The organism is Lwoffella lincolnii (assembly GCF_002014765.1).
Taxonomy (GTDB): domain Bacteria; phylum Pseudomonadota; class Gammaproteobacteria; order Pseudomonadales; family Moraxellaceae; genus Psychrobacter; species Psychrobacter lincolnii.
Genome location: NZ_MUYT01000015.1, coordinates 80,577 through 102,193, shown reverse-complemented (window position 1 = coordinate 102,193; position 21,617 = coordinate 80,577). Strand labels below are relative to the sequence as shown.

Annotated in this window: 11 protein-coding genes; 7 read left to right on the top strand and 4 right to left on the bottom strand. The window is 45.0% G+C overall.

Features of this window, described 5'->3' with window-relative positions:
• Positions 1–158: 158 nt before the first annotated feature.
• A complete protein-coding gene (locus B0682_RS08785; RefSeq protein ID WP_078308308.1) occupies positions 159–2,060 on the top strand; it encodes an aminopeptidase P family protein in 1,902 nt (633 codons plus the stop codon).
• Between the two features lie 51 nt (positions 2,061–2,111).
• On the opposite strand, the gene B0682_RS08780 is transcribed toward B0682_RS08785, so the two are convergent.
• Positions 2,112–2,726, bottom strand: coding sequence for a dihydrofolate reductase (locus B0682_RS08780; protein WP_078308306.1), 615 nt, complete (start codon positions 2,724–2,726; stop codon positions 2,112–2,114).
• Positions 2,727–2,841: 115 nt separating this feature from the next.
• On the bottom strand, positions 2,842–3,696 hold the full coding sequence (locus tag B0682_RS08775) for a thymidylate synthase (RefSeq protein WP_078308305.1): 855 nt from the start codon (positions 3,694–3,696) through the stop codon (positions 2,842–2,844).
• Between the two features lie 520 nt (positions 3,697–4,216).
• Here B0682_RS08775 and B0682_RS08770 point away from each other — a divergent pair.
• The 4 genes from B0682_RS08770 to B0682_RS08755 all read left to right on the top strand — a co-directional run bounded on the left by B0682_RS08770 (position 4,217) and on the right by B0682_RS08755 (position 17,084).
• Positions 4,217–11,575: a YadA-like family protein gene (locus tag B0682_RS08770; protein ID WP_078308303.1), complete on the top strand. Its 7,359-nt coding sequence runs from the start codon at positions 4,217–4,219 to the stop codon at positions 11,573–11,575.
• A 304-nt stretch (positions 11,576–11,879) separates the two neighbouring features.
• Positions 11,880–13,115: an A/G-specific adenine glycosylase gene (gene mutY / locus B0682_RS08765; RefSeq protein ID WP_240494954.1), complete on the top strand. Its 1,236-nt coding sequence runs from the start codon at positions 11,880–11,882 to the stop codon at positions 13,113–13,115.
• A gap of 217 nt (positions 13,116–13,332) precedes the next feature.
• Positions 13,333–15,207, top strand: coding sequence for a thiol reductant ABC exporter subunit CydD (cydD, locus tag B0682_RS08760; RefSeq protein ID WP_078308302.1), 1,875 nt, complete (start codon positions 13,333–13,335; stop codon positions 15,205–15,207).
• Positions 15,204–17,084, top strand: a complete 1,881-nt coding sequence (locus B0682_RS08755) for an amino acid ABC transporter ATP-binding/permease protein (RefSeq protein ID WP_078308300.1) — start codon at positions 15,204–15,206, stop codon at positions 17,082–17,084. The genes cydD and B0682_RS08755 overlap by 4 nt, the downstream gene beginning before the upstream one ends.
• Before the next feature lie 13 nt (positions 17,085–17,097).
• Here B0682_RS08755 and B0682_RS08750 read toward each other — a convergent pair whose 3' ends face one another.
• On the bottom strand, positions 17,098–17,550 hold the full coding sequence (locus B0682_RS08750; RefSeq protein ID WP_078308299.1) for a diacylglycerol kinase: 453 nt from the start codon (positions 17,548–17,550) through the stop codon (positions 17,098–17,100).
• A 197-nt stretch (positions 17,551–17,747) separates the two neighbouring features.
• On the opposite strand from B0682_RS08750, the gene B0682_RS08745 reads away from it, so the two are divergent.
• Together B0682_RS08745 and B0682_RS08740 are read left to right on the top strand one after the other, a co-directional pair.
• Positions 17,748–19,484: a phosphoethanolamine transferase gene (locus B0682_RS08745; protein WP_078308297.1), complete on the top strand. Its 1,737-nt coding sequence runs from the start codon at positions 17,748–17,750 to the stop codon at positions 19,482–19,484.
• 48 nt (positions 19,485–19,532) lie between these two features.
• Positions 19,533–20,309, top strand: coding sequence for a PAP2 family lipid A phosphatase (locus B0682_RS08740; protein WP_078308296.1), 777 nt, complete (start codon positions 19,533–19,535; stop codon positions 20,307–20,309).
• 29 nt (positions 20,310–20,338) lie between these two features.
• On the opposite strand, the gene B0682_RS08735 is transcribed toward B0682_RS08740, so the two are convergent.
• Entirely contained in the window at positions 20,339–21,397 is a 1,059-nt protein-coding gene (locus B0682_RS08735) for an acyl-CoA thioesterase (RefSeq protein ID WP_420845518.1), read from the bottom strand.
• Positions 21,398–21,617 lie beyond the last annotated feature (220 nt).

The following is a 21,617-nucleotide window of genomic DNA, read 5'->3' as shown; positions in this document are numbered from 1 at the left end:
TATCTTAATATAAACAAGCGGTAGGTTCTACCGTGTTAGTCTATGGAGTTGATGTAAGTCCAAGTTCAAATGAATAAGGCAAACAACGTTGAAGTAGAAATTAAACGCTAAATTTGCCTTTGGGTAGGTTTAGATGGGTTTTAAGGAACAGAAAATTTATGCCAAACATCGCTGAGCGTATTCATGCTTTACGAGAGCAACTTCGCCAATTTAACACCCAGCTCACTCAAGATAAACAAGGCGATAATCAGGGCATTGATGCTTTAATCGTGCCTTCTGCTGACCCACATCTGTCCGAATATTTGCCTGAGCATTGGCAACTTCGTCAATATCTGTCTGGCTTTACTGGCTCGGTTGGTACGTTGGTGGTAACGGCGGATTTTGCTGGGCTTTGGGTAGACAGTCGCTATTGGGTACAAGCTGGCAATCAATTAAATGGCACAGGCATTGAGCTACAAAAGCTGACTGCCAACACCCCCAATCACATTGATTGGCTGACAAACTTAGCCAAAGGCAGTCGAGTGGCTGTGGACGGTAACATGCTGTCAGTGGCAGAAAAAACCAAACTCACCCAAGCCTTTGCCACCAAGGACATCAAGCTCATCACCGACCCTGCCCTACTTGCCCCCATTTGGCAAACGCTATGGCAAGACCGCCCTGCCCTGCCCACCGCTCCTTTGTATGCCCATGATGCTCAGTTTGTGGACACATCAGCCAAAGACAAACTGGCACAAGTCAAAAAACACCTACAAGACAAACACGCCAGCCACCATTTGCTGTCTGCTTTAGATGACATTGCGTGGCTGACCAATTTGCGTGGCAGTGATGTGGAATATAATCCTGTATTTTTAGCACATTTGTTGATTGTGCAAGATGGCAATGATGGCAATACCAATGACAATGCCGATACCGATGATGCCAACAAACTGGTTACCACCTTATATGTCGATGTCAATAAACTCACGCCTGCCATCGTCGCCCACTTAGAGCAAGCAGGCATTGCCGTGGCGGATTATGCTTTGGTGCAAGCAGATTTGGGCTTACTCAGTGATGGTGATGCTTTGTTGTATGACCCCAATAAAGTGGCGGTTGGTACGTTATCGACACTGTCAGATGCGGTGATGGTCATTGAGCAAATAGCCCCCAGCACCTTACTTAAGTCAGTCAAATCCAAAGATGACTTGGCTCATGTCAAAGATGCCATGCGACAAGATGGGGCGGCGTTGTGTGAGTTTTTTGCCCAATTTGAGAAGCGGTTGGCTGATGGTGAACGCTTAAGTGAATTGGACGTGGATACCATGTTGATTGATGCCAGAAGTCGCCAACCCAATTATGTGTCGCCAAGCTTTGCCACCATTGCAGGCTTTAATGCCAATGGGGCGTTGCCACATTACCGAGCGTTGCCAGATGATTTTAGTTATCTTGATGGCAATGGCTTGCTGTTGATTGATTCAGGCGGACAATATCAAAATGGCACGACCGACATCACTCGTGTTGTCCCCATTGGCACGGTCAGCGATGCGCACAAACGTGATTTTACCATGGTGTTAAAAGCCCATATTGCTCTGGCCGTGGCATCCTTCCCTGATGGCATTGCGTCCCCCTTGATTGATGCCATTTGCCGAGCACCGATGTGGCAACAGCAGATGGATTATGGGCATGGCACAGGGCATGGTGTGGGCTATTTTTTGAATGTGCATGAAGGCCCACAAGTCATCGCATATGCTGCCAGCAACCCTGCTGAACGTGCCATGAAAGCAGGCATGATATCGAGTAATGAGCCTGGACTGTACCGAGAAGGTCAATGGGGCATTCGCATTGAAAACTTGGTCGCCAATGTGCCAGTTGCCAAGCCAAAAGAGCATCAATTTGGTGACTATCTGTGCTTTGAAACCTTGACGTTATGCCCGATTGATACTCGCTTGGTGGATAAGCAGTTATTAACCGAACAGGAAATCTCATGGCTGAATGATTATCACAAAACCGTCTTTGATGAGCTGAACGAGATGGTGCAAGGCGATGCGTTGGCATGGCTAACGCAAAGAACGCAAGCGATATGATGCCATGAAATTTTAATTTGATAAAAAAGCGGTTTGACGTCTTTTTAGGTTTTAGGCGTCATCTTTTTCATAACGGACAAACCGATAGGCAAGATTGCTGTCTGTGTCGGTTTGCCATTGAGAGTGAGCCACTGCCACAAACCCATCAGGCAACTTAGGATAAAACGCATCGCCAGCATCAACCGTCATATCCACTTCGGTAATCTCAATGCGGTCGGTCACTGTCATCGCTTGCCCAAAAATCTTCTCACCACCGATGACCCAAATGGTGCTAAGCTTGATGGCATGGGCAAGGCTGGCAGCCTGAGCCAACGCATGGTCAAGATGATGCACCACACACACATCATCTCGCTCAGACAAGCCGTGTTTGCTGGCATAATCCATTTGGCTGGTGATGATAAAGTTCATTCGTTTTGGCAATGGCTTGCCAATGGATTCATAGGTCTTACGACCCATGATGACGATGCCTTTAATGCTGTCATTGATGCTGATGCTGTCTTTGATGGCATCTTGGTTGCCATGTCTGTTGTCTTTGCTTTCGGTTGTGATGGCTTTAAAGTGCTTTAAATCAGCAGGCAAATGCCATGGCAGTTGATTGGCTTTACCGATACAGCGGTCATGACTGATGGCGACAATTTGGGCAACTTGGATATTGGCATAACTCATGGGTGGTCTCTCAAAAATGGTCTTTTAAAAACATCTAAACAGTCATCTGAATGGCACTAAAACAAACAAAACCAAGTTCTTGATAACAATGCAACAAACATGCAACAAACACGCATCACACCGCCACAACCGCCTTAATGGCAGGGTGGCATTGATAATTGGTTAGGTAAATATCATCATAACCAAAGGCAAAAATATCCGTTACGCTTGGGTTAAGCGTCAAAGTGGGAGGGGCATAAGGCGTGCGACTTAATTGCTCTTCAACTTGTGCTAAGTGATTGACATACAGATGACAATCACCCCCTGTCCAAATGAATTCACCCACCTTTAAATCGCACACATGGGCAATCATGTGGGTCAGCAAGGCATAGCTTGCGATGTTAAACGGCACACCCAAAAACAAATCTGCTGAGCGTTGATATAACTGACATGACAAGCGGCCATTTGCCACAAAAAATTGAAACAACGTATGGCAAGGTGGCAACGCCACTTGGGTGGCTTCGGCAGGATTCCAGCCAGAGACGATTAAACGGCGAGAATCTGGCGTGTGGCGAATGGCATTAATCACCTCGGTGATTTGGTCGATGCCATCTTGACGATGGTTGCCATGCTCATCTTGACTTGCCCCATAATTTCGCCATTGATGCCCATAGATGGGGCCCAAATCCCCTTCAGCTCGGTTAAATTTGGCAGTCTGCTCAGCGGTTGCCCATTCGTTCCAAATACGCACGCCATGATTTTGCAAATATCGCACATGGGTATCGCCCCGTAAAAACCACAACAACTCATAGACCACCGATTTAAAATGCACTTTTTTGCTGGTCAACAGTGCAAAGCCATCGCTTAAATCAAAACGCATCTGAGCCCCAAAGTGGCTTAGCGTGCCGACACCTGTGCGGTCGCTCTTTGGCGTGCCGTGGTCTTTGACATGGCGGATAAGGTCAAGATAGGCTTGTTCGTTTTTTTTCATGACAGACGGTACTCTTTTATTGACAGACGTTTTTTATGTGATGTTTTGATTTGATGGCATCGCATGAGCATCATATGAAAGCTGATGATTATGGCACATTTATGCCATGATGATGACATTTTTTGTCCCCACAAGCCCATCTCATAAAAAAAAGGCATGACACATGGTCATAATTTGTCAATATCCTGTACTTTACTTTACTTTACTGTAAGAAATAATAACATAAAATCAATAAATTGAATGAATTATTTGTTAATTTTTGTCAATAAATGTTCATCGATGGACAAACAAATGGGTAGTTGGCTGGCAATTGTCATACCATTTCTGCACGTTTTCTGCATTTTGTCAGTTTTTATCAACTTTTATCGTCTTTTATTCATCAAAAAGCCAAAAAAGGCATGATTTATGCATTTTTTACCACTAATTTGTACATATATACATATGAATGTGCAAAAACAACCTTTTATCTTGTTTTAACATGGGTTAAGAACTTAGCAACATGCCCATTTAGGAGTTCTCTATGAACCACATCTATAAAGTCGTCTTTAACAAAGCCACAGGTACGTTTACGGCGGTGGCAGAGTATGCCAAATCCCACACAGGGGGGGGGGATATCAGCACTTCAGGGCAGGTTGGTAACCTATGTACAGTCTCCTTTACTCGAGTTGCAACACTTGCCATACTCTCCATCGCTGCCATGTTTAATGCCAGTGCTTATGCTGCTGGTTCTGGTGCTATTGCCATTGGTGGTATGGGCTCAGGTAGTAATTCCAAGTATCCAATAAATGGTAGTGCGTCTGCAAATGGTCAAAAATCCATCGCTCTTGGAGAAAATTCAACTGCAGATGGTGATCAATCCATCGCCATCGGTAGCAGTGAAAAAAAAGACGATAATTCAGGTGCTAAGGCAAAAGGTAAAGAATCCATTGCCATCGGTGGTGATGTAACTGCCCAAGGTCATGCTTCGATTGCCATTGGTAGTGATGATTTATATGTGAACAAACAAGATAATTCAACACTTACTAGTGTTACCCAGAATTATATCAACAAACATAAAGAGTTAAAACAAATTCAAGATTCAATGAATGGCGCCTCAATGTACCAACGCACACAAGCAACAGGACATGCCAGTGTGGCGGTCGGTACCATGTCAAAATCATCAGGGGATTTTGCCAATGCCTTTGGCACACGAGCAGAGGCTGAAGGGGCATTTTCTTTGGCAATGGGACTCACCTCTAAAGCCTCTGGTGAATCTGCAGTTGCTGTTGGCTCAAGTGCAAAGGCTAATCAGGATAATGCCCTAGCCCTTGGTGCAGACACCAAAGTCGATATAGCCAAAGGCATTGCCCTAGGTGCTGGATCTGAAGTTACCAGCTCTAATAACAGCACCGATGCCTATGTACCACAAGGTGGTTCGATAGATAACCACAAAGCCACCACAGGGGCATTGTCCGTGGGCAGCAGCAGTATCAAGCGTAAAATCATCAATGTCGGTGCAGGTAAAGATGACACCGATGCGGTCAATATAGCACAGCTAAAAGCGGTGGAAGAAATCGCCAAGAAAAGCAGCACATGGAAACTCAAAGCCGATGGTGGTAACTCAGAAACAATCAACAACAACGACGAAGTGGACTTCGCTGGTAAAAAAACAGGTAATGGTCCCTCTCAAAATCAAAACATCAAAATCACCCGAACGGATAAAAAAGTTGAATTTGATTTAAGTGACACCATCAAACTGGGTTCTAATGGCTATCTGTCTGTGGGGAATAGCACCCTAAATCACGGTGGTTTGACACTCAAAAACACTAATCAAGAAGAAAAACTACTATTGGGAGCAGATGGATTAAGATTCACTGATAACAGTAATACCCCAAAAAATGGAGCAACGCGCATCACCAACAGTGGCATTGGCTTTAGTAAAATTGATGGCACATTTGATACAGATAAAGCCCACATCACAAACACAGGCATCAATGCAGGCAATCAGAAAATCACTAAGGTTGCTGATGGTCAAGCTGATACCGATGCGGTCAATAAAAAACAGGTTGGCGACCTGATAGACAAGAAAGTCAAATCTACTAAGTTAACCGTCAACGATAATTCCAGTTCTGATCCCAATGATCCTATGTCAATACCTAAGCCCAGATTTGAAGCTGAAGGTCAAGATAAAAAAGGCTTTGTTAACGCTGAAGACTTAAGCAAGTATCTAAATGAACTTGACCAATCTATCGATATAACCAGAACCACAGCACAAGGTGCGGTAACACAAAGTGCAGAAGCCAAGGCACAAGCGGAACAAGCAGCGGAAGAGGCCAAAACCTCTTCGGAGGAAGCCAAAAAAGCCGCCACATCTGCCCAAGCTGTCGAAGACATAGCAAATAAAGCCTTACAAACCTTTAAAGTAGAAAAAGAAGGCGAAACTGAAGAAGAGAATAAAATCACCGTTGCTAAAGACAAACAAGGCAATAATGTCAATACCCTAAAACTCAAAGGTGAGAATGGCATCAATGTTACCACCAATAAAAACGGCACGATTACCTTTGGCATTGACCAAAGCAATGGTCTAACCACCCCTAAATTAACCGTAGGTAACAATACCGATGATAATGGTAATAAATTAAGCATTGACAAAGACAATGGCATTCACTTTTTAAGCAAAAATGGCAATCATAAAGACATGAATGCCCCTGCCATCACCAAAGATGGCATCAGTGCAGGTAATCAAGCCATCACAGGTGTAAAATCAACACTAATAGATATCATCAATACAGGCACTACACACACCATAGAACAGGGCAATACAATCACCAAAGACCAAGAAAAATCCAACGCTGCCAGTGTCAAAGATGTGCTAAACGCAGGCTTTAACCTAAAAAATAATGGCAGATCAATTGATTTTGTGTCAGCTTACGACACCATCGACTTTGTCAATGGCAATGGCACCACCGCCAACGTTACTTATACTGGAGACACCAATAAAGTCACTTACGATGTCAATGTGGACAATAAAACCATCAATCTGACAGATAATAGTGGTAATAAACAGCTTAGCGTGAAAACCACCACACTGACCAAAACAGATGCCAATGGTCACATGCCGACTAACTTTAGCGTTAATTCTAAAGATGACGATGCGCTTATCAAAGCCAAAGACATCAAAGATAACCTAAATGCCTTAGCCAAAGAGATTAATACCGCCAAAAACGCAAAAGGAGGCTCTGGAGGCTCTGCCACCAGCACACTGACCATTAAAGCTGGTGATGATACAGCACCTAACAATAATGGCATCACGCTAGACAGCACCAACAGCGAAATGACCTTGGCAGGCAGCAATGGTATCACCGTTAAATCTAATACCACTGACAGAAAAATCACGGTTGGTATTGACACCAGCAAAGGTCTGACCGTTGGCAAAACCTCTCTTAAAGATGGCAGCCTGTCTGTTAGCAATCAGCAGATGAACGAACAAATCCAAGTGGATACTGATGGCATTACATTTGCTAATGTTAACGCTGGTATGACAAATACTAATGAAAGCACAACTCGCATCACCAAAGATAAAATCGGCTTTGCAAATAGTGCTGGTCAAGTTGATGAAAACAAACCACATCTGACCAAAGACGGCATTGACGCAGGTGGTCAAACCATCAAAATGGTGAAATCTGCCATTGACAACGGACAACCACAAAACTTTATCACTGATTTGGGAAATGCAAATAAATATACCAACAAACAAAACTCTGCTGCCACGGTTAAAGACTTATACAGCCTATCACAATCACCGCTGACCTTTGCAGGGGATACAGGCAGTAATGTTACTAAAAAACTGGGGGATACCTTAACTGTCAAAGGCGGTGAGGCTAACACTGGTAAGCTAACTGACGGTAATATTGGTGTCGTAGCTGATAGTGCCAATGGCTTAACCGTCAAACTTGCTAAAACTTTAACTGGTCTTGAAGCGGTTAACACCAAAACCCTAACTGCCACCGATAAAATCACAGCAGGCAGTGGCAACAATACCTCTGAACTATTGGGTGCTGGTCTAACCTTTAACAAGAAAGCCAACTCAACCATCAATACCAAAACTCACTATGGCATTGATGGCGTGAAGTTTACTGATGGCAATGGTACAGCAATTGTAGGCAGTACTCGCATTAATAAAGACACTATTGGTTTTGCTGGCTCTGATGGTGCGGTTGATAAAACCTTACCACATTTAGATAAAAAACAACTTAAAATTGGCGATATCACAATTACCAAAGACAGCGGTATTGATGCAGGCAATCAAAAAATCACTAAGCTTGCTGATGGTCAAGCTGACACCGATGCGGTCAATAAAAAACAAGTTAACCAACTGATACAAGATAAGGTCAAATCTGTTAGGTTAACTGTCAATAACAACTCCGTTGGTGGAGCCCAAGTCAAGAATAGATTTGAGGTTAGGAATGAGGATAAAAAAGGCTTTGTTGCCGCTGAAGACTTAAGTACGTACCTAAATGAACTTGACCAGTCTATCGATACAACAAAACGCAAAGCTGATAATGCCATAGCACAAAGTATGGCAGCCAAAGCTGAAGCCAAAACAGCAGCGGAAGAAGCCAAAGCCTCTTCGGAGGAAGCCCAAAACGCCGCCATATCTGCCAAATCAGCTGAAGACACAGCAAACAATGCTCTACAAACCTTTACCGTCAGTGATGGTACAGATGCCAATAACTTTACCGTTGGCAAAAATGAAAAAGCTGCCACCAATCAATTTAACAAAGTTACCTTTACAGGTGAAAATGGCATCAAAATTAGCAGTGATAAAGCCACAGGTAAAGTCAAAGTTGGCATTGACCAAAACCAAGGTTTAACCACCTCCAAACTCACCGTAGGTGATCATACTGGTGGCAATAAAGTAATCATTGACAAAAATGGCATCAATGCAGGCAATCAAAAAATTACCAACATTGCCGATGGCACAGATGATACCGATGCCGTCAGCTATAAACAACATAAACAAATTGCTGAGCAGATAAAAGGTCTAGATCCAGAGGCACTAAAACAAAACAAAGAAATTGCTGAAAAGCTCAAAAATATAGATAAGAGCACATTAAACAATGTCGCAAATGCCCTACAGACCTTTACTGTAGAAAAAGAAGGCGAAACCAGCAATGATAATAAAATCACCGTTGGTAAAAATGTAGGTCAAGATAAAGTCAACACCTTAAAACTCAAAGGGGATAATGGCATCAACATTACCACCAACAAAAATGGTACTGTTACCTTTGGCATTGATCAAAATAAAGGACTAACCAGCTCTAAATTGACCGTAGGTAATGGTGGTCAAGGTCAAAACAAAGGAATTGTGATTGACAGCAAAAATGGTCAAAACACCATCACAGGGCTAACTCACACCCTAACTGATGCCACCAATCCGAACACAGGGCATGTCAGCGAAATCAAGGGCTTGGCACAAGATGCAGACAAAACCCGTGCCGCCAGCATCGGTGATGTGCTAAATGCAGGCTTTAACCTACAAGGTAATGGTATCGCCAAAGATTTTGTGTCAACTTATGACACCATCAACTTTGCTAATGGCAACGCCACCACCGCCAACGTTACTTATGATCACAGCAAAAAAACCAGCACAGTCACTTATGATGTCAATGTGGACAATAAAACCATCAATCTGACAGGTGCTAATGGCAGTAAACAACTTGGCGTGAAGACCACCACACTTACCAGTACTGGCACAGGTGCTAATAAATTTGCCCTAAGTAATCAAGGTACTGGCGATGCGCTTGTCAAGGCCAGTGATATCGTTACTCATCTAAACACCTTATCTGGCGATATCCAAAGAGCCAAAGGAGCAAGCCAAGGCAACAAATTATCAGGTCATAACAAATCATCAGGCTATGTTGATAATAATGGCAACAAGGTCATCTATGACAGTACCAATGATAAGTACTATCAAGCCAAAAATGATGGCACAGCTGATAAAACCAAAGAAGTCGCCAAAGACAAACTGGTCGCTCAAGCCCAAACCCCAGATGGCACATTGGCTCAAATGAATGTCAAGTCAGTTATTAACAAAAAGCAAGTAAATGATGCCAGTAAAAAGCAAGGCATCAATGAAGACAACGCCTTTGTCAAAGGACTTGAAAAAGCCGCTTCCAATAACAAAACCAAAAACGCCGCCGTTACCGTCAATGACTTACATCAGGTGGCAAGCACGCCCCTTACCTTTAAATCAGATGATGGCGTACACAGTCAGGTCAATTTGGGCGACACCTTTGCCATGACAGGCGGTGCTGATTATAAAAACCTTAGCGACGGCAAAAACATTGGCGTGGTCTCACAGCCAGATGGTGTACAGTTTAAACTTGCCAAAGACCTAAAAGATCTTAACAGCGTTAGCGCAGGTAGCACCAAAATTGATGAAAAAGGTGTGTCTTTTGTAGACCGCAACGGTCAAGCAAAAGCAAATACCCCTGTGCTAAGTGCCAATGGGCTGGACATGGGCGGTAAGGTCATCAGCAATGTGGGCAAAGGCACAAAAGACACCGATGCTGCCAACATGCAACAGCTGAACGAAGTACGCAGCTTGTTGGGTCTTGGCAACTCTGGTGGTGGCAACGCTGGCAATGGTCAGGTGAACATTGCTGACATCAAAAAAGACCCAAATTCAGGCTCAAGCTCATCATCTAACAGCCCTGCCATCAAAGCAGGCACGGTACTTGGTGGTAAAGGCAATAACAATACCGAAAAACTTGCCAATGGTGGCGTACAAGTGGGCGTGGATAAAGACGGTAAGGCTAACGGTGATTTAAACAATGTTTGGGTCAAAACCCAAAAAGATGGCAGTAAAAAAGCCCTGCTCACTACTTATAACGTCCAAGACCAAACTAACTATATTACCAACAACCCCGCAGAAGCCATTGACAGAATGAACGAGCAAGGCATTCGCTTCTTCCATGTCAACGATGGCAATCAAGAACCTGTGGTACAAGGGCGTAACAGCATTGATTCAAGCGCCTCTGGCAGGTATTCAGCGGCGGTCGGTTATCAGGCCAAGGCAAATGGTGAAGCCGCCGTTGCCGTGGGCAGACAAACCCAAGCAGGCAACCAGTCCATTGCCATCGGTGATAAAGCACAAGCCACAGGCAATCAATCCATCGCCATCGGTACAGGCAATGTGGTAACAGGTAAGCACTCTGGTGCCATCGGTGACCCAAGTACTGTTAAGGCTGATAACAGTTACAGTGTGGGTAATAACAACCAGTTTACCGATGCCACTCAAACCGATGTCTTTGGTGTGGGGAATAACATCACCGTGACCGAAAGTAACTCGGTTGCCTTAGGTTCAAACTCTGCCATCAGTGCAGGCACACAAGCAGGCACACAAGCCAAAAAATCTGACGGTACAGCAGGTGCAACCACCACAGCAGGTGCAACAGGCACTGTCAAAGGCTTTGCTGGACAAACGGCAGTTGGTGCGGTCTCCGTGGGTGCCTCAGGGGCTGAACGCCGTATCCAAAATGTGGCGGCAGGTGAGGTCAGTGCCACCAGTACCGATGCGGTCAATGGTAGCCAGTTGTACAAAGCCACCCAAGGTCTTGCCAATGCAACCAATGAGCTTGGTCATCGTATCCACCAAAACGAAAACAAAGCCAATGCAGGGATTTCATCAGCGATGGCGATGGCGTCCATGCCACAAGCCTACATTCCTGGCAGATCCATGGTTACAGGGGGCATTGCCACCTACAACGGTCAAGGTGCGGTGGCAGTGGGACTGTCTAAGCTGTCGGATAATGGTCAATGGATATTTAAAATCAATGGTTCAGCCGACACCCAGGGCAATGCAGGGGCAGCAGTTGGTGCAGGTTTTCACTGGTAATCTAAGATGGGTTTTCTAAGATGGTTTTTTAAGATAACCTGCCCCAACATGTCTGATGCTTGTCTTTAAGGTATCAGACACGCCAACAAAAAAGCAGTCAGAACACTGACTGCTTTTTTGTTGTTTGATTTTTAGATATGATTAACGGTCAGTAACCCAACATGCCCACAACGGCCCTACTGCCCACAAAAATGATGACAACAATACCCACGACACCACCTACGACAACAATACAACACCACCACAACAATACAACACCACCACCCACGACAATATATTGATATCAATGCTTATGCCAATGTTTATGCCAATGCCAACTCAAACACAAAGTAACAACTTTTCTGAACGTTTATTAACATGGTTTGCCAAACACGGTCGCCATGACTTACCTTGGCAACAACACCACACCGACACGCCAAACGCTTATTGGGTGTGGGTTTCTGAAGTCATGCTGCAGCAGACACAAGTGGTTACGGTCATGGCTTATTTTGAGCGATTCATCACGTCATTTCCCACCGTTCATGCTTTGGCTGATGCCAGTTGGAATGAAGTTGCTGAGCATTGGGCAGGGCTTGGCTATTACGCGCGTGCCAGAAATCTACACAAAGGAGCAAAACAGCTGGTTGATATCATCAATACCACAGGGCAACTGCCCCAAAACGTGGACGACTGGGAACAAATCGCTGGTGTGGGACGCTCAACCGCCGGGGCAATTGTGGCGATGGGACTGCATGGCCATGGGGTTATCTGTGATGGTAATGTCAAGCGAGTACTGACACGTTGGGCAGGCATTGATGCAGACATTAACAAAACCGCCACCACCCAGCAATTATGGCAATTAGCAACCAAGCTTACTCCCAAACAGCAAAGTGGCCATTTTGCTCAAGCCATGATGGACATGGGGGCAACCGTCTGTACCCGTAACAAACCTGCTTGCCAACGTTGCCCATTACAAAGCGACTGTGTGGCAAAGGCTCAAAGCAATCCCACCGCTTATCCTGTTAAAGCAAAAAAAAAGCCAAAGCCCAGCAAACACAGTCATGCTCTGCTGTTAAGTGATGCCGATGGTAAGTTACTATGGTTACAACGCCCCAACTCAGGCATTTGGGGTGGGTTGTGGTGTTTGCCATTGCAATTTATTAAAAAAACCAACATTATTCAAAAAACCAACGCCATTCAAAAAGCCAAAGGTGATGAGTTGCTGACTGATGGGCAAGATGATGTTACTTATGAACAAGAACACACGTTGGCTGAGCAGGTTATTCTTGAGTTTTTAAAACAGCAAGAACAACAAAAAAGTGATGAACCTGCTGTTTTGCAAGCAAACACAACAGACGCAAACGCAACAGGCATTAAACACACTTTGACGCATTTTCATTGGCACATCAACCACAAACACATAACATTAAATGATGAGCAGGTGGCTCAGTTGTCTGATGTTCTACAAATGGCAGGTTGTGTGTATCAGTGGTTAGATGCCCCCACCGCCTTGACATTGGGTGTGCCTAAGGCGATGGTTAAGCTGTTCACCCATGTTTAGTGGCTGTTGTGGCAAATTAGCAACACACCTTAGTGTTGATACCTAAGCTGATGTCTAGGCTGATGCCCATTTTACAACAAGCAATCTGTCATCAGATTTAAATGTGTTAAACTTGCTTTTTGATGTCTTTTATTTCCAAATTTTATCCATCGTTGCTGTCAAAAGACACACAAGACACATAAAAAGTTGTTCGGTGAATTGCTCACAAGGCAGAAATATGGCAAAACTCAACTCACAAGAAAAGCTGTTTTTAAACCAACTGCTTACCCCTGTTACCAAAAAATTACAACTGTCATGGTTGATGACCGTCATCTCAACAGTGCTGTTTGTGTTTCAGGCATGGGCATTGGCAAGTATCTTTTCGGTGTGGCTTCATCACTATTTTGCCAATCAGACACCACACGTTGATGTGTTATGGCGATACTTGCCTTGGTTGGCTGTGTGTGTGTTTGCCCGCCCTGCTTTGCAAACATTACGTGAGCTTATCAGTGCCAATGCCAGTCTGACAGTCAAGACCATGCTTAAAGAGCGGTTATTGTCCGCCTTGGCGAGTCTTGGTCCTGCTCGCACTCAGTTTGGTAGCGATGGCAGTCTGTCAACACAAGTCATTGAACAAACTGATGCGTTAGATGGCTTTATCAGTCGCTTTGCGGTACAAAAAAAAGTGGTTGCCAGCACACCACTGATTTTACTGATTGCGGTGGCATCACAAAGTCTGATGGTGGCAGGAATTTTGTTACTGACCGCTCCGCTTGTGCCTGTGTTTATGATTTTAATTGGTCGCATGACTGCCAATAAATCAGCTGAGCAGTTTGATGCTTTGTCGCAACTGTCAGGGCGGTTTTTGGATTGGGTAAGAGGCATGCCCACGCTCAAACGCCTGCAGGCCACGCCCTTTGCCCAAGTGGATTTATCACACGCCAGCGAAGACTATCGCCACCGTACCATGAATGTGCTTAAGATTGCCTTTTTAAATGGGGCGGTATTAGAGCTGTTGTCCGCTTTGTGCATTGCTTTGGTGGCAGTGTATTTGGGTTTTGGCTTAATGGGGGTATTGCCATGGGCAAAGGGGCATGTGCCTGTTGATTATTTTGCGTCCTTGTTTATTTTGTTGCTTGTGCCAGAGTTTTACGCCCCATTACGACAGCTTGGCTCAGACTATCATGCCAAAGCCCAAGCTGAAGGGGCGGTTAAAAGTCTATTGCCCCTGTTACATCAAGCTAAGAAATTGCAGGCATCACCGCCTTTAAGTGTGCAGGTCAATCCGTCTTCTCCCCCATTTTGCTACCACCCAAATCAAGCCCCCAGCTTAACATTGACAGAAGTTGGCATCATCAGCCAAACTGATGACACAGTGCGTACCCGCCTAACGCCAATAAGCCTACACATTGCCCCCCAAGAACGCATCGCTTTAATGGGGCAAAGTGGCAGTGGTAAGTCCAGCCTATTACAAGCATTGATGGGCTTTAGCGATTATCAAGGGCAAATACAGATTGGTTGGTCTGACGCTAATAAGAGCGATAATGACCATGACACCCATAATGACAAACATAGCAGCACCCATAACAATACCCATAACAGCACCCATAACAACAACAGCCCCATCAATATCACCCATGAACTCAGTCAATTATCTGCTGAGGAGCTGGCCACATGGCGAGATAATCTTAGCCATCTGGCACAAACGGTGGCGTTATTGCCAATGAGCATTGCCGATAATCTACGCTTGGCGAAACCTGATGCCACTGATGACGAGCTGATGACCGCATTAGAGCAGGTGCAGTTATGGGATTTGGTTAAACAGTTGCCTGAAGGCATTCATACCCTACTTGGTGAGCGTGGCAGTGGTTTGTCAGGTGGGCAGGCACAAAGATTGGGGCTGGCACAGTTGCTATTACAAGATGCCCCACTTTGGCTGTTGGACGAGCCCACCGAACACCTTGACTCAGATACCAAAGATGCCATTCATCAATTACTTGGACAAATTAGCCATGGCAAAACCGTCATTTGGGTAACGCATGATGTCAAGCAGTTGCCATGGCTAGATAAAGTGGTACACATGGATAAGATATACATGGATAAGATGTCATGAGAAAACAGCCAGTAAACACACGCTTAAATGCCAAACCAACCAACCAACCAACTGATGTTGGTACTGATACCAATGACTTAAACATGAGCGCTTTTGCCCTACAAGACCTTATCAAACCATCATTGGATTTGTGGCTGTTGGCGTGGGTTTTGGGTTTGGTTACCGTGTTTTCGGTGCTTATCTTACTGATGCTCTCTGGTTGGTTTTTGAGTGCAGCGGCACTGGCAGGCATGACGGCATTGGGGGCACATACGTTTAATTATCTGTTGCCAGCAGCAATTATCCGCACCCTTGCCATCACTCGCACAGCAGGGCGTTATGGTGAGCTGATGGTCTCACATCATGCAATATTTCATCTGCTTAAAGTCTTACGAGTTAAGTTTTTTGTTGCGTTATCTGCCAAGCCATTGACCCAACAACGCACTGCCCTACAGTCAGGGCAACACATGCACCGCTTGGTCAGTGATATTGACACATTAAATGAGTTTAACCTACGTTTTGTTTCCCCTTGGTTGATGGGAACGTTAACCGTGCTGGTGATGGCAGGGTTTTTGTGTTGGGTGCTGGCAGGAATTGGCAGTTTACATTGGGCGGTGGTTACGCCACTGGCTGGTGGTTTAATTGGTGTGTTATTTGTGCCTATGGTGCTAAATCGCCAAGGTCTTGCCCATGCCAAACGCTTGGCCCAAAACAATGAAAATCGCCGATTGGCGTTGATAAATCCCTTATCCATCATCACGCCATTGCTATTGTGGGGACAGTGGCAAAAACAAACGCAACCCTTTATCAATCTGGATAAAAACGCACAACAACAACATTGGCAAGCCCAAAAACACCGAAGCATCGCCATGCTTATCATGCAATGGGGCATCATGAGCGTGCTGTTATTGATGTTGTTGGCGATTGGCTTGAGCATGGGACATGGGCATGAATCCATCAATGACATGGCAACCCCTACTGCATTAACCACCCCATCAAACTTAGCTCATGTCAACTTAACTCATGTGCCTTTTAATATCCCCTTAGTTGTGGGTTTGGTATTGGGGTTATTTGGCTTAAACGAAGTGGTATTGCCCCTTGCTCAGCATTATCTGGCGTATGGTAATGCCACCGTGGCCAAGCAACGTCTCAATGATTTATTAAATCAACAGCAAACAACATTTTTGCCCACGACCCCATCACCACATACCCCACTGCCCAATATGCCCAATGCCCCACTAACAGCACAACTCACCAACGTTACCGCCAAACTGCCACAAGCCTTAGTGGGCGCAAGCAACATCAATGCCACCATACGCTCAGGCATACCCCTAATCATCAGTGGTGCATCAGGAGCAGGTAAATCCACCTTACTGGCGTGTTTGGCGGGGGAGTTGCTGCCACAAACTGGCAACATCACATTAAACGGTGTGAACTGGTATGATTATGATTGGGCAGACCAGTTGGGTTATTTGGGGCAACGGTTGGATATCTTTGACCAAAGTCTTGCCAATAATCTGCGATTGGGCAACCCAAATGCCACTGATGATGAGCTTCTGACCGCCTTGGACAAAGTGGCATTGAGTGATTGGATTGCCTCACAACCACAAGGGCTAGAGACGCAACTGGGCGAATATGGCACACTGGTATCTGGTGGGCAGGCTCGGCGTATCGCCTTGGCTAGACTGCTATTAAAACCCCGTAAAGTGCTGTTATTAGATGAACCATTTGCAGGGCTAGATGCCCACACTCGTCAATATGTCTGGCAACAGCTCAAGGCACACCAAGCCAATGGACTGTTGGTGATTATCAGCCATCATCAAGATGATTGGCAGATGAATGGGGCAAATCGTGGTGTGGATAAATTGGTGGTGGGCAAGCAAATGACCAAACGCTAAAAACCAAAACGCATCAGCTCACGGTTACCACCGCCATTGCCCATAACACCAACAACAGCCCCAATGCCAAAAACTGAGCCGCTGAGCCAACATCTTTGGCAATTTTGGCAAGAGGGTGGCGTTCTGTGGACGTGTGGTCAATGGCAGCTTCGATGCCTGTGTTAATCAGCTCAACCACCAGCGAAAATACCGACGCAAATACCAGTATCATCTTGACTGTCATGGTAAAAGGGCATGGTATCAATAGCCCAAGTAACACCACATTTATCAACAGCACCTGCCGAAAAGCGGGTTCATTTTTATACGCCGCCACAAACCCATCTATTGAGTAACCCACCGCCTTGATGATGCGTGAAATGCCTGTCTTACCCTTATACTCTTGGGCATAGCTGTTGCTCCGTGTGTTAGAAGAACGTGTGTTAGAAGAACGTGGGTTGGAAGACTGTGTGGGTTTTTGTGCAGACATGAGGCAATCCTATGCTTGAGAAACTTAAGGCTTTACAACAACTTACCATATAATATTCAGTGTCATATTCAGTATAATATCACCACTGATGATGTGACTAAACCATGTCATTTAAAGATATTTTATCCCAAATATGTCATCTCAAATATGTTATTTGAAGCATTTCATTTTAGACATCTGATATAAGACACCACACCATGTCCCTTAAACACAACCAAACCCACAACACCACTTTTACCAAATTTTTAAAGTCCAACAGCTTTTGGTCTAAGGGCTTTTGGTCTAACCGCCATCACCGCACCAAAGATTTAAAAGGGTTAGATGCTTATCTGTTTATGGCAATTGTGGCGATATTTTTGACCACAACTGCCAATGTAACATTTTTTCAACAAGTCATGTCAGTATACCCATTGGCAAATCACGCACTTTTTATCGCTTCATTGGCGGTGGTCTTAACAGGCATTTTGTTACTTTTATTGGTGTTGCTTGGCTATCGGCATACCTTAAAAACGGTGGCAATTTGTTTTATTTTAATCGCTGCTTTTGCTGGTCATTTTACGGACACCTATGGCACTGTCTACGACACCACCATGCTACAAAATGCCTTACAAACTGACACGGCAGAAACCAAAGATTTATTAAGCATGAAGCTTTTAATCCGTGTTGTGTTGTTGGCTGGTTTGCCCATCTGTTGGATTATTGGGCAGCCATTGTCATTTGGCACACTCAAAGTCAGTTTAATGAAGCGGCTGGTTACCTATCTTGTGGCTTTGGCATTGGTTGGGTTGCCCATTTTGGCATTGAGCAGTCAATACGCCAGTTTTTTTAGGGAACATAAACCGTTGCGATTTTTTACCAATCCTGTTACGGTGATGTATTCAGCGGGCAAGCTTGCCAACATGAGTTATAAAAACGCCACCAAACCCACCGAAACCATCATGCACGCCAATGATGCCATACAAAAAACCACCGCTTCCACTCGCAAGCCCAGATTGGTGGTGATGGTGGTGGGTGAGACAGCCCGTGCTGACCATGCGTCTTTTAATGGTTATCAGCGAGCCACTTTTCCCCATATGGACAAACTCATTGGCTTAGGGCAAGTGCATAATTTTGGTAATGCCATTTCTTGTGGCACATCAACGGCATATTCTGTCCCATGTATGTTCAGTTATTTGGGAGCAGAAAAATACGATGTTGATACCGCCGATTACCATGAAAATGTCATTGACACCTTAGACCGCTTGGGTGTGGCGATATTGTGGCGAGATAATAACTCTGATTCAAAAGGCGTTATGAATCGCCTGCCTGCCAAACAGTATCAAGACTACAAAAACAGCCCTCTTCAAGGTGGCAATAACACCATTTGCCACACCAACCCTTATGATGAATGCCGTGATGTGGGCATGTTGGTGGATTTAGATGACCATGTCAAGGCTCATGCCAATCAAGACATATTGATAGTGTTGCATCAAATGGGCAACCATGGCCCTGCTTATTATAAACGTTATGATGATGAATTTGCTCAGTTTTTGCCTGTTTGTACAAGTAGCGAGTTGGCGCAATGTGAGCGACAAACGGTCATTAATGCTTATGACAATGCGTTATTGGCGACTGATGACTTTTTAAAACAAACCATCGATTGGTTGGCAGCACAAACACACGCTGACACCGCCATGTTATATTTAAGCGACCATGGTGAAAGCTTAGGAGAAAAAGGCGTTTATTTACATGGCATGCCTAAGGCGTTTGCCCCAAAAGAACAATTGAGCATTCCTGCGTTACTTTGGTTGGGAGCAGACACTCCATTTGCTGTGGCAAATTCGCCAACGGCTGGCTTTAGCCACGATGCCATCACCCCGACACTGCTCAACTTATTTGATGTCAGCACGCAAGCCACGGCAGATAAAACAGCGTTTGTTAATCCTTTGGATTGATAAGCTTTCCAATGGAGCTTTCCAACCAATAATAGGTAGAATCATCAAATGTCAAGTTTACGCCCTGTGTCTCCCATCAGCCCCATCAACCAAGCCCTGCTTGCATTGGCAGTCATCATGATGACTGCTGTGTTTATTGAGCATGGTTCGGTCGATGTTACCATCAGTTCATGGTTTTATGTGGAGCAAGGCCGCTGGTTATTAAGCAAAGACCAATTTGTCTTTTCCATGCTGTTTTATAAATTACCCAAATGGTTGTTGATTGTGTTTGGGGTGTATCTGCTTGCTACTTTGGCATGGCGTCAATTCATTGCTGATACAAAATTCATTGCTGATAAAACAGACAACTCAGCAAAATCGCTGTTTGGGCGGAGAGATGCCCCCATTTATGCTCCTTTGGCTAACTTTGGGCAATCTGATATTTTATATGTGTTTGCTGTTTTGGCATTAACACCGCTGTTGGTGGCAACATTAAAATCGCTGACGCATGTGCCTTGCCCCCATGAACTGCTCATTTTTGCTGGTGATAAGCCTTATTTGTCTTTATGGCAAGACATACTAAGCCAACAGCGTGCCAAATGCTTCCCTGCGGCTCATGCCAGCTCTGGCTTTGGTTTATATGGTTTGGCGTTTGTGCCTGCGTTACAACACAAACGCTGGCGTTATGTGATTTTGGTCAGTGCCATCGGCTGGACAATGGGGCTTTATAAAATGATGGTAGGCGATCATTTTTTTAGCCATACTTTGGTATCGATGGCATTGGCTTGGTTTGTGGCAAGCGGTTTGTCAGCGGTGTTTTTTGCAAAATCGGCCATCTCTGATTGAGTGCTTCGGTATTAAGACAATCATGCCTGCTATAGATGAGCAGGTGTGCTGTCGCTTTGTCTTAACCGCATCAACCCTTCTTGTTGGGTGGTGGCAATCAGCTGACCATGTTGCCAAAACTGCCCATGATTTAGCCCTTTGGCATTGGCGGTGTTGTCGCTCCACATGTCATAAAGCAACCAATCATTCATGTCAAATGGGCGATGAAAGTGCATGCTATGGTCAATGCTGGCAACTTGCAAGCCTTTGGTCATAAAGCTGATGCCGTGAGCCATCAGCCCTGTTCCCACCAAATAAAAATCTGACGAAAATGCCAACAATGCCTGCTGAACATAAATGGGGGCAATGCCCAACTGGTCTAATGCCCCCAGTTGTGGCACGCACAGCCAGTTGGCTTGCTTGGGTGGCATGGGTTGTGGGTCAATGGGGTCTCGTGGCGTAACAGGCTTAATATGAATATGACGCTCTCGCATAAACCGCTCTTGTAAGGCATCGGGGATTTTACCAATCACTTGGTCTTTGAGTTCTTGCTCACTCAACAAGTCTTCTGGTGGTGGGTATGCGGGCATGGGCGGTTGAAATTCCAATCCGCCTTCCATTGGGGCAAATGACGCTATCATCGAAAAGATAATCTGTTCGATGGGCTGATTGTCTTTGTTGTGTTTAATCTGAATGGCAGTGACTCGTCTGGCAGACAGACTGCGTCCATCTCTTAGAGTCTGCACATGGTAATACACAGGCAAACGAACATCGCCACCCCTTAAAAAATACCCATGCAAAGAATGGCAAGGACGCAACTTATCATCAGATGGTGCTGTTTGGGTTTGAGTGGTGAGCCGATGTAAAGGCTGATGTAAACTTAACGCCGCTGCCATCAAGGCTTGCCCCAAGACTTGCCCACCAAAAATCCGTGGGCCGACAAAATCACGGCTTTGTCCGATGAATAAGCGGTGATGATGAGCATCATGCTCTGGCAACAGATGCACAGGAGCATCAACGTCTGCTGTTGTGTTGTCCGCTGTCCGCTCAATTTCCATCAGCGTCAGTGTGTCTATCAGCTGTTTGACCAGTTTGGCTTGTCTGGACATTTTATTGGCGTGGGGGTGAGTGCTGTTCATAGAAATATCGCTACGTTTGTTGATACATGGGCTTATTGAAATGGGCTTATTCACATGGTCTAACGTGGTCATATTAACCAAATATGCCATTTTTGACTAGGTCTGTGAATTAGGTCTGTGAATGTGGCTAATCGGAAACCAACGTTTTACCGTGATAGGTCTGCGTCTGCCTTTTTTGTTGGGATTTTTA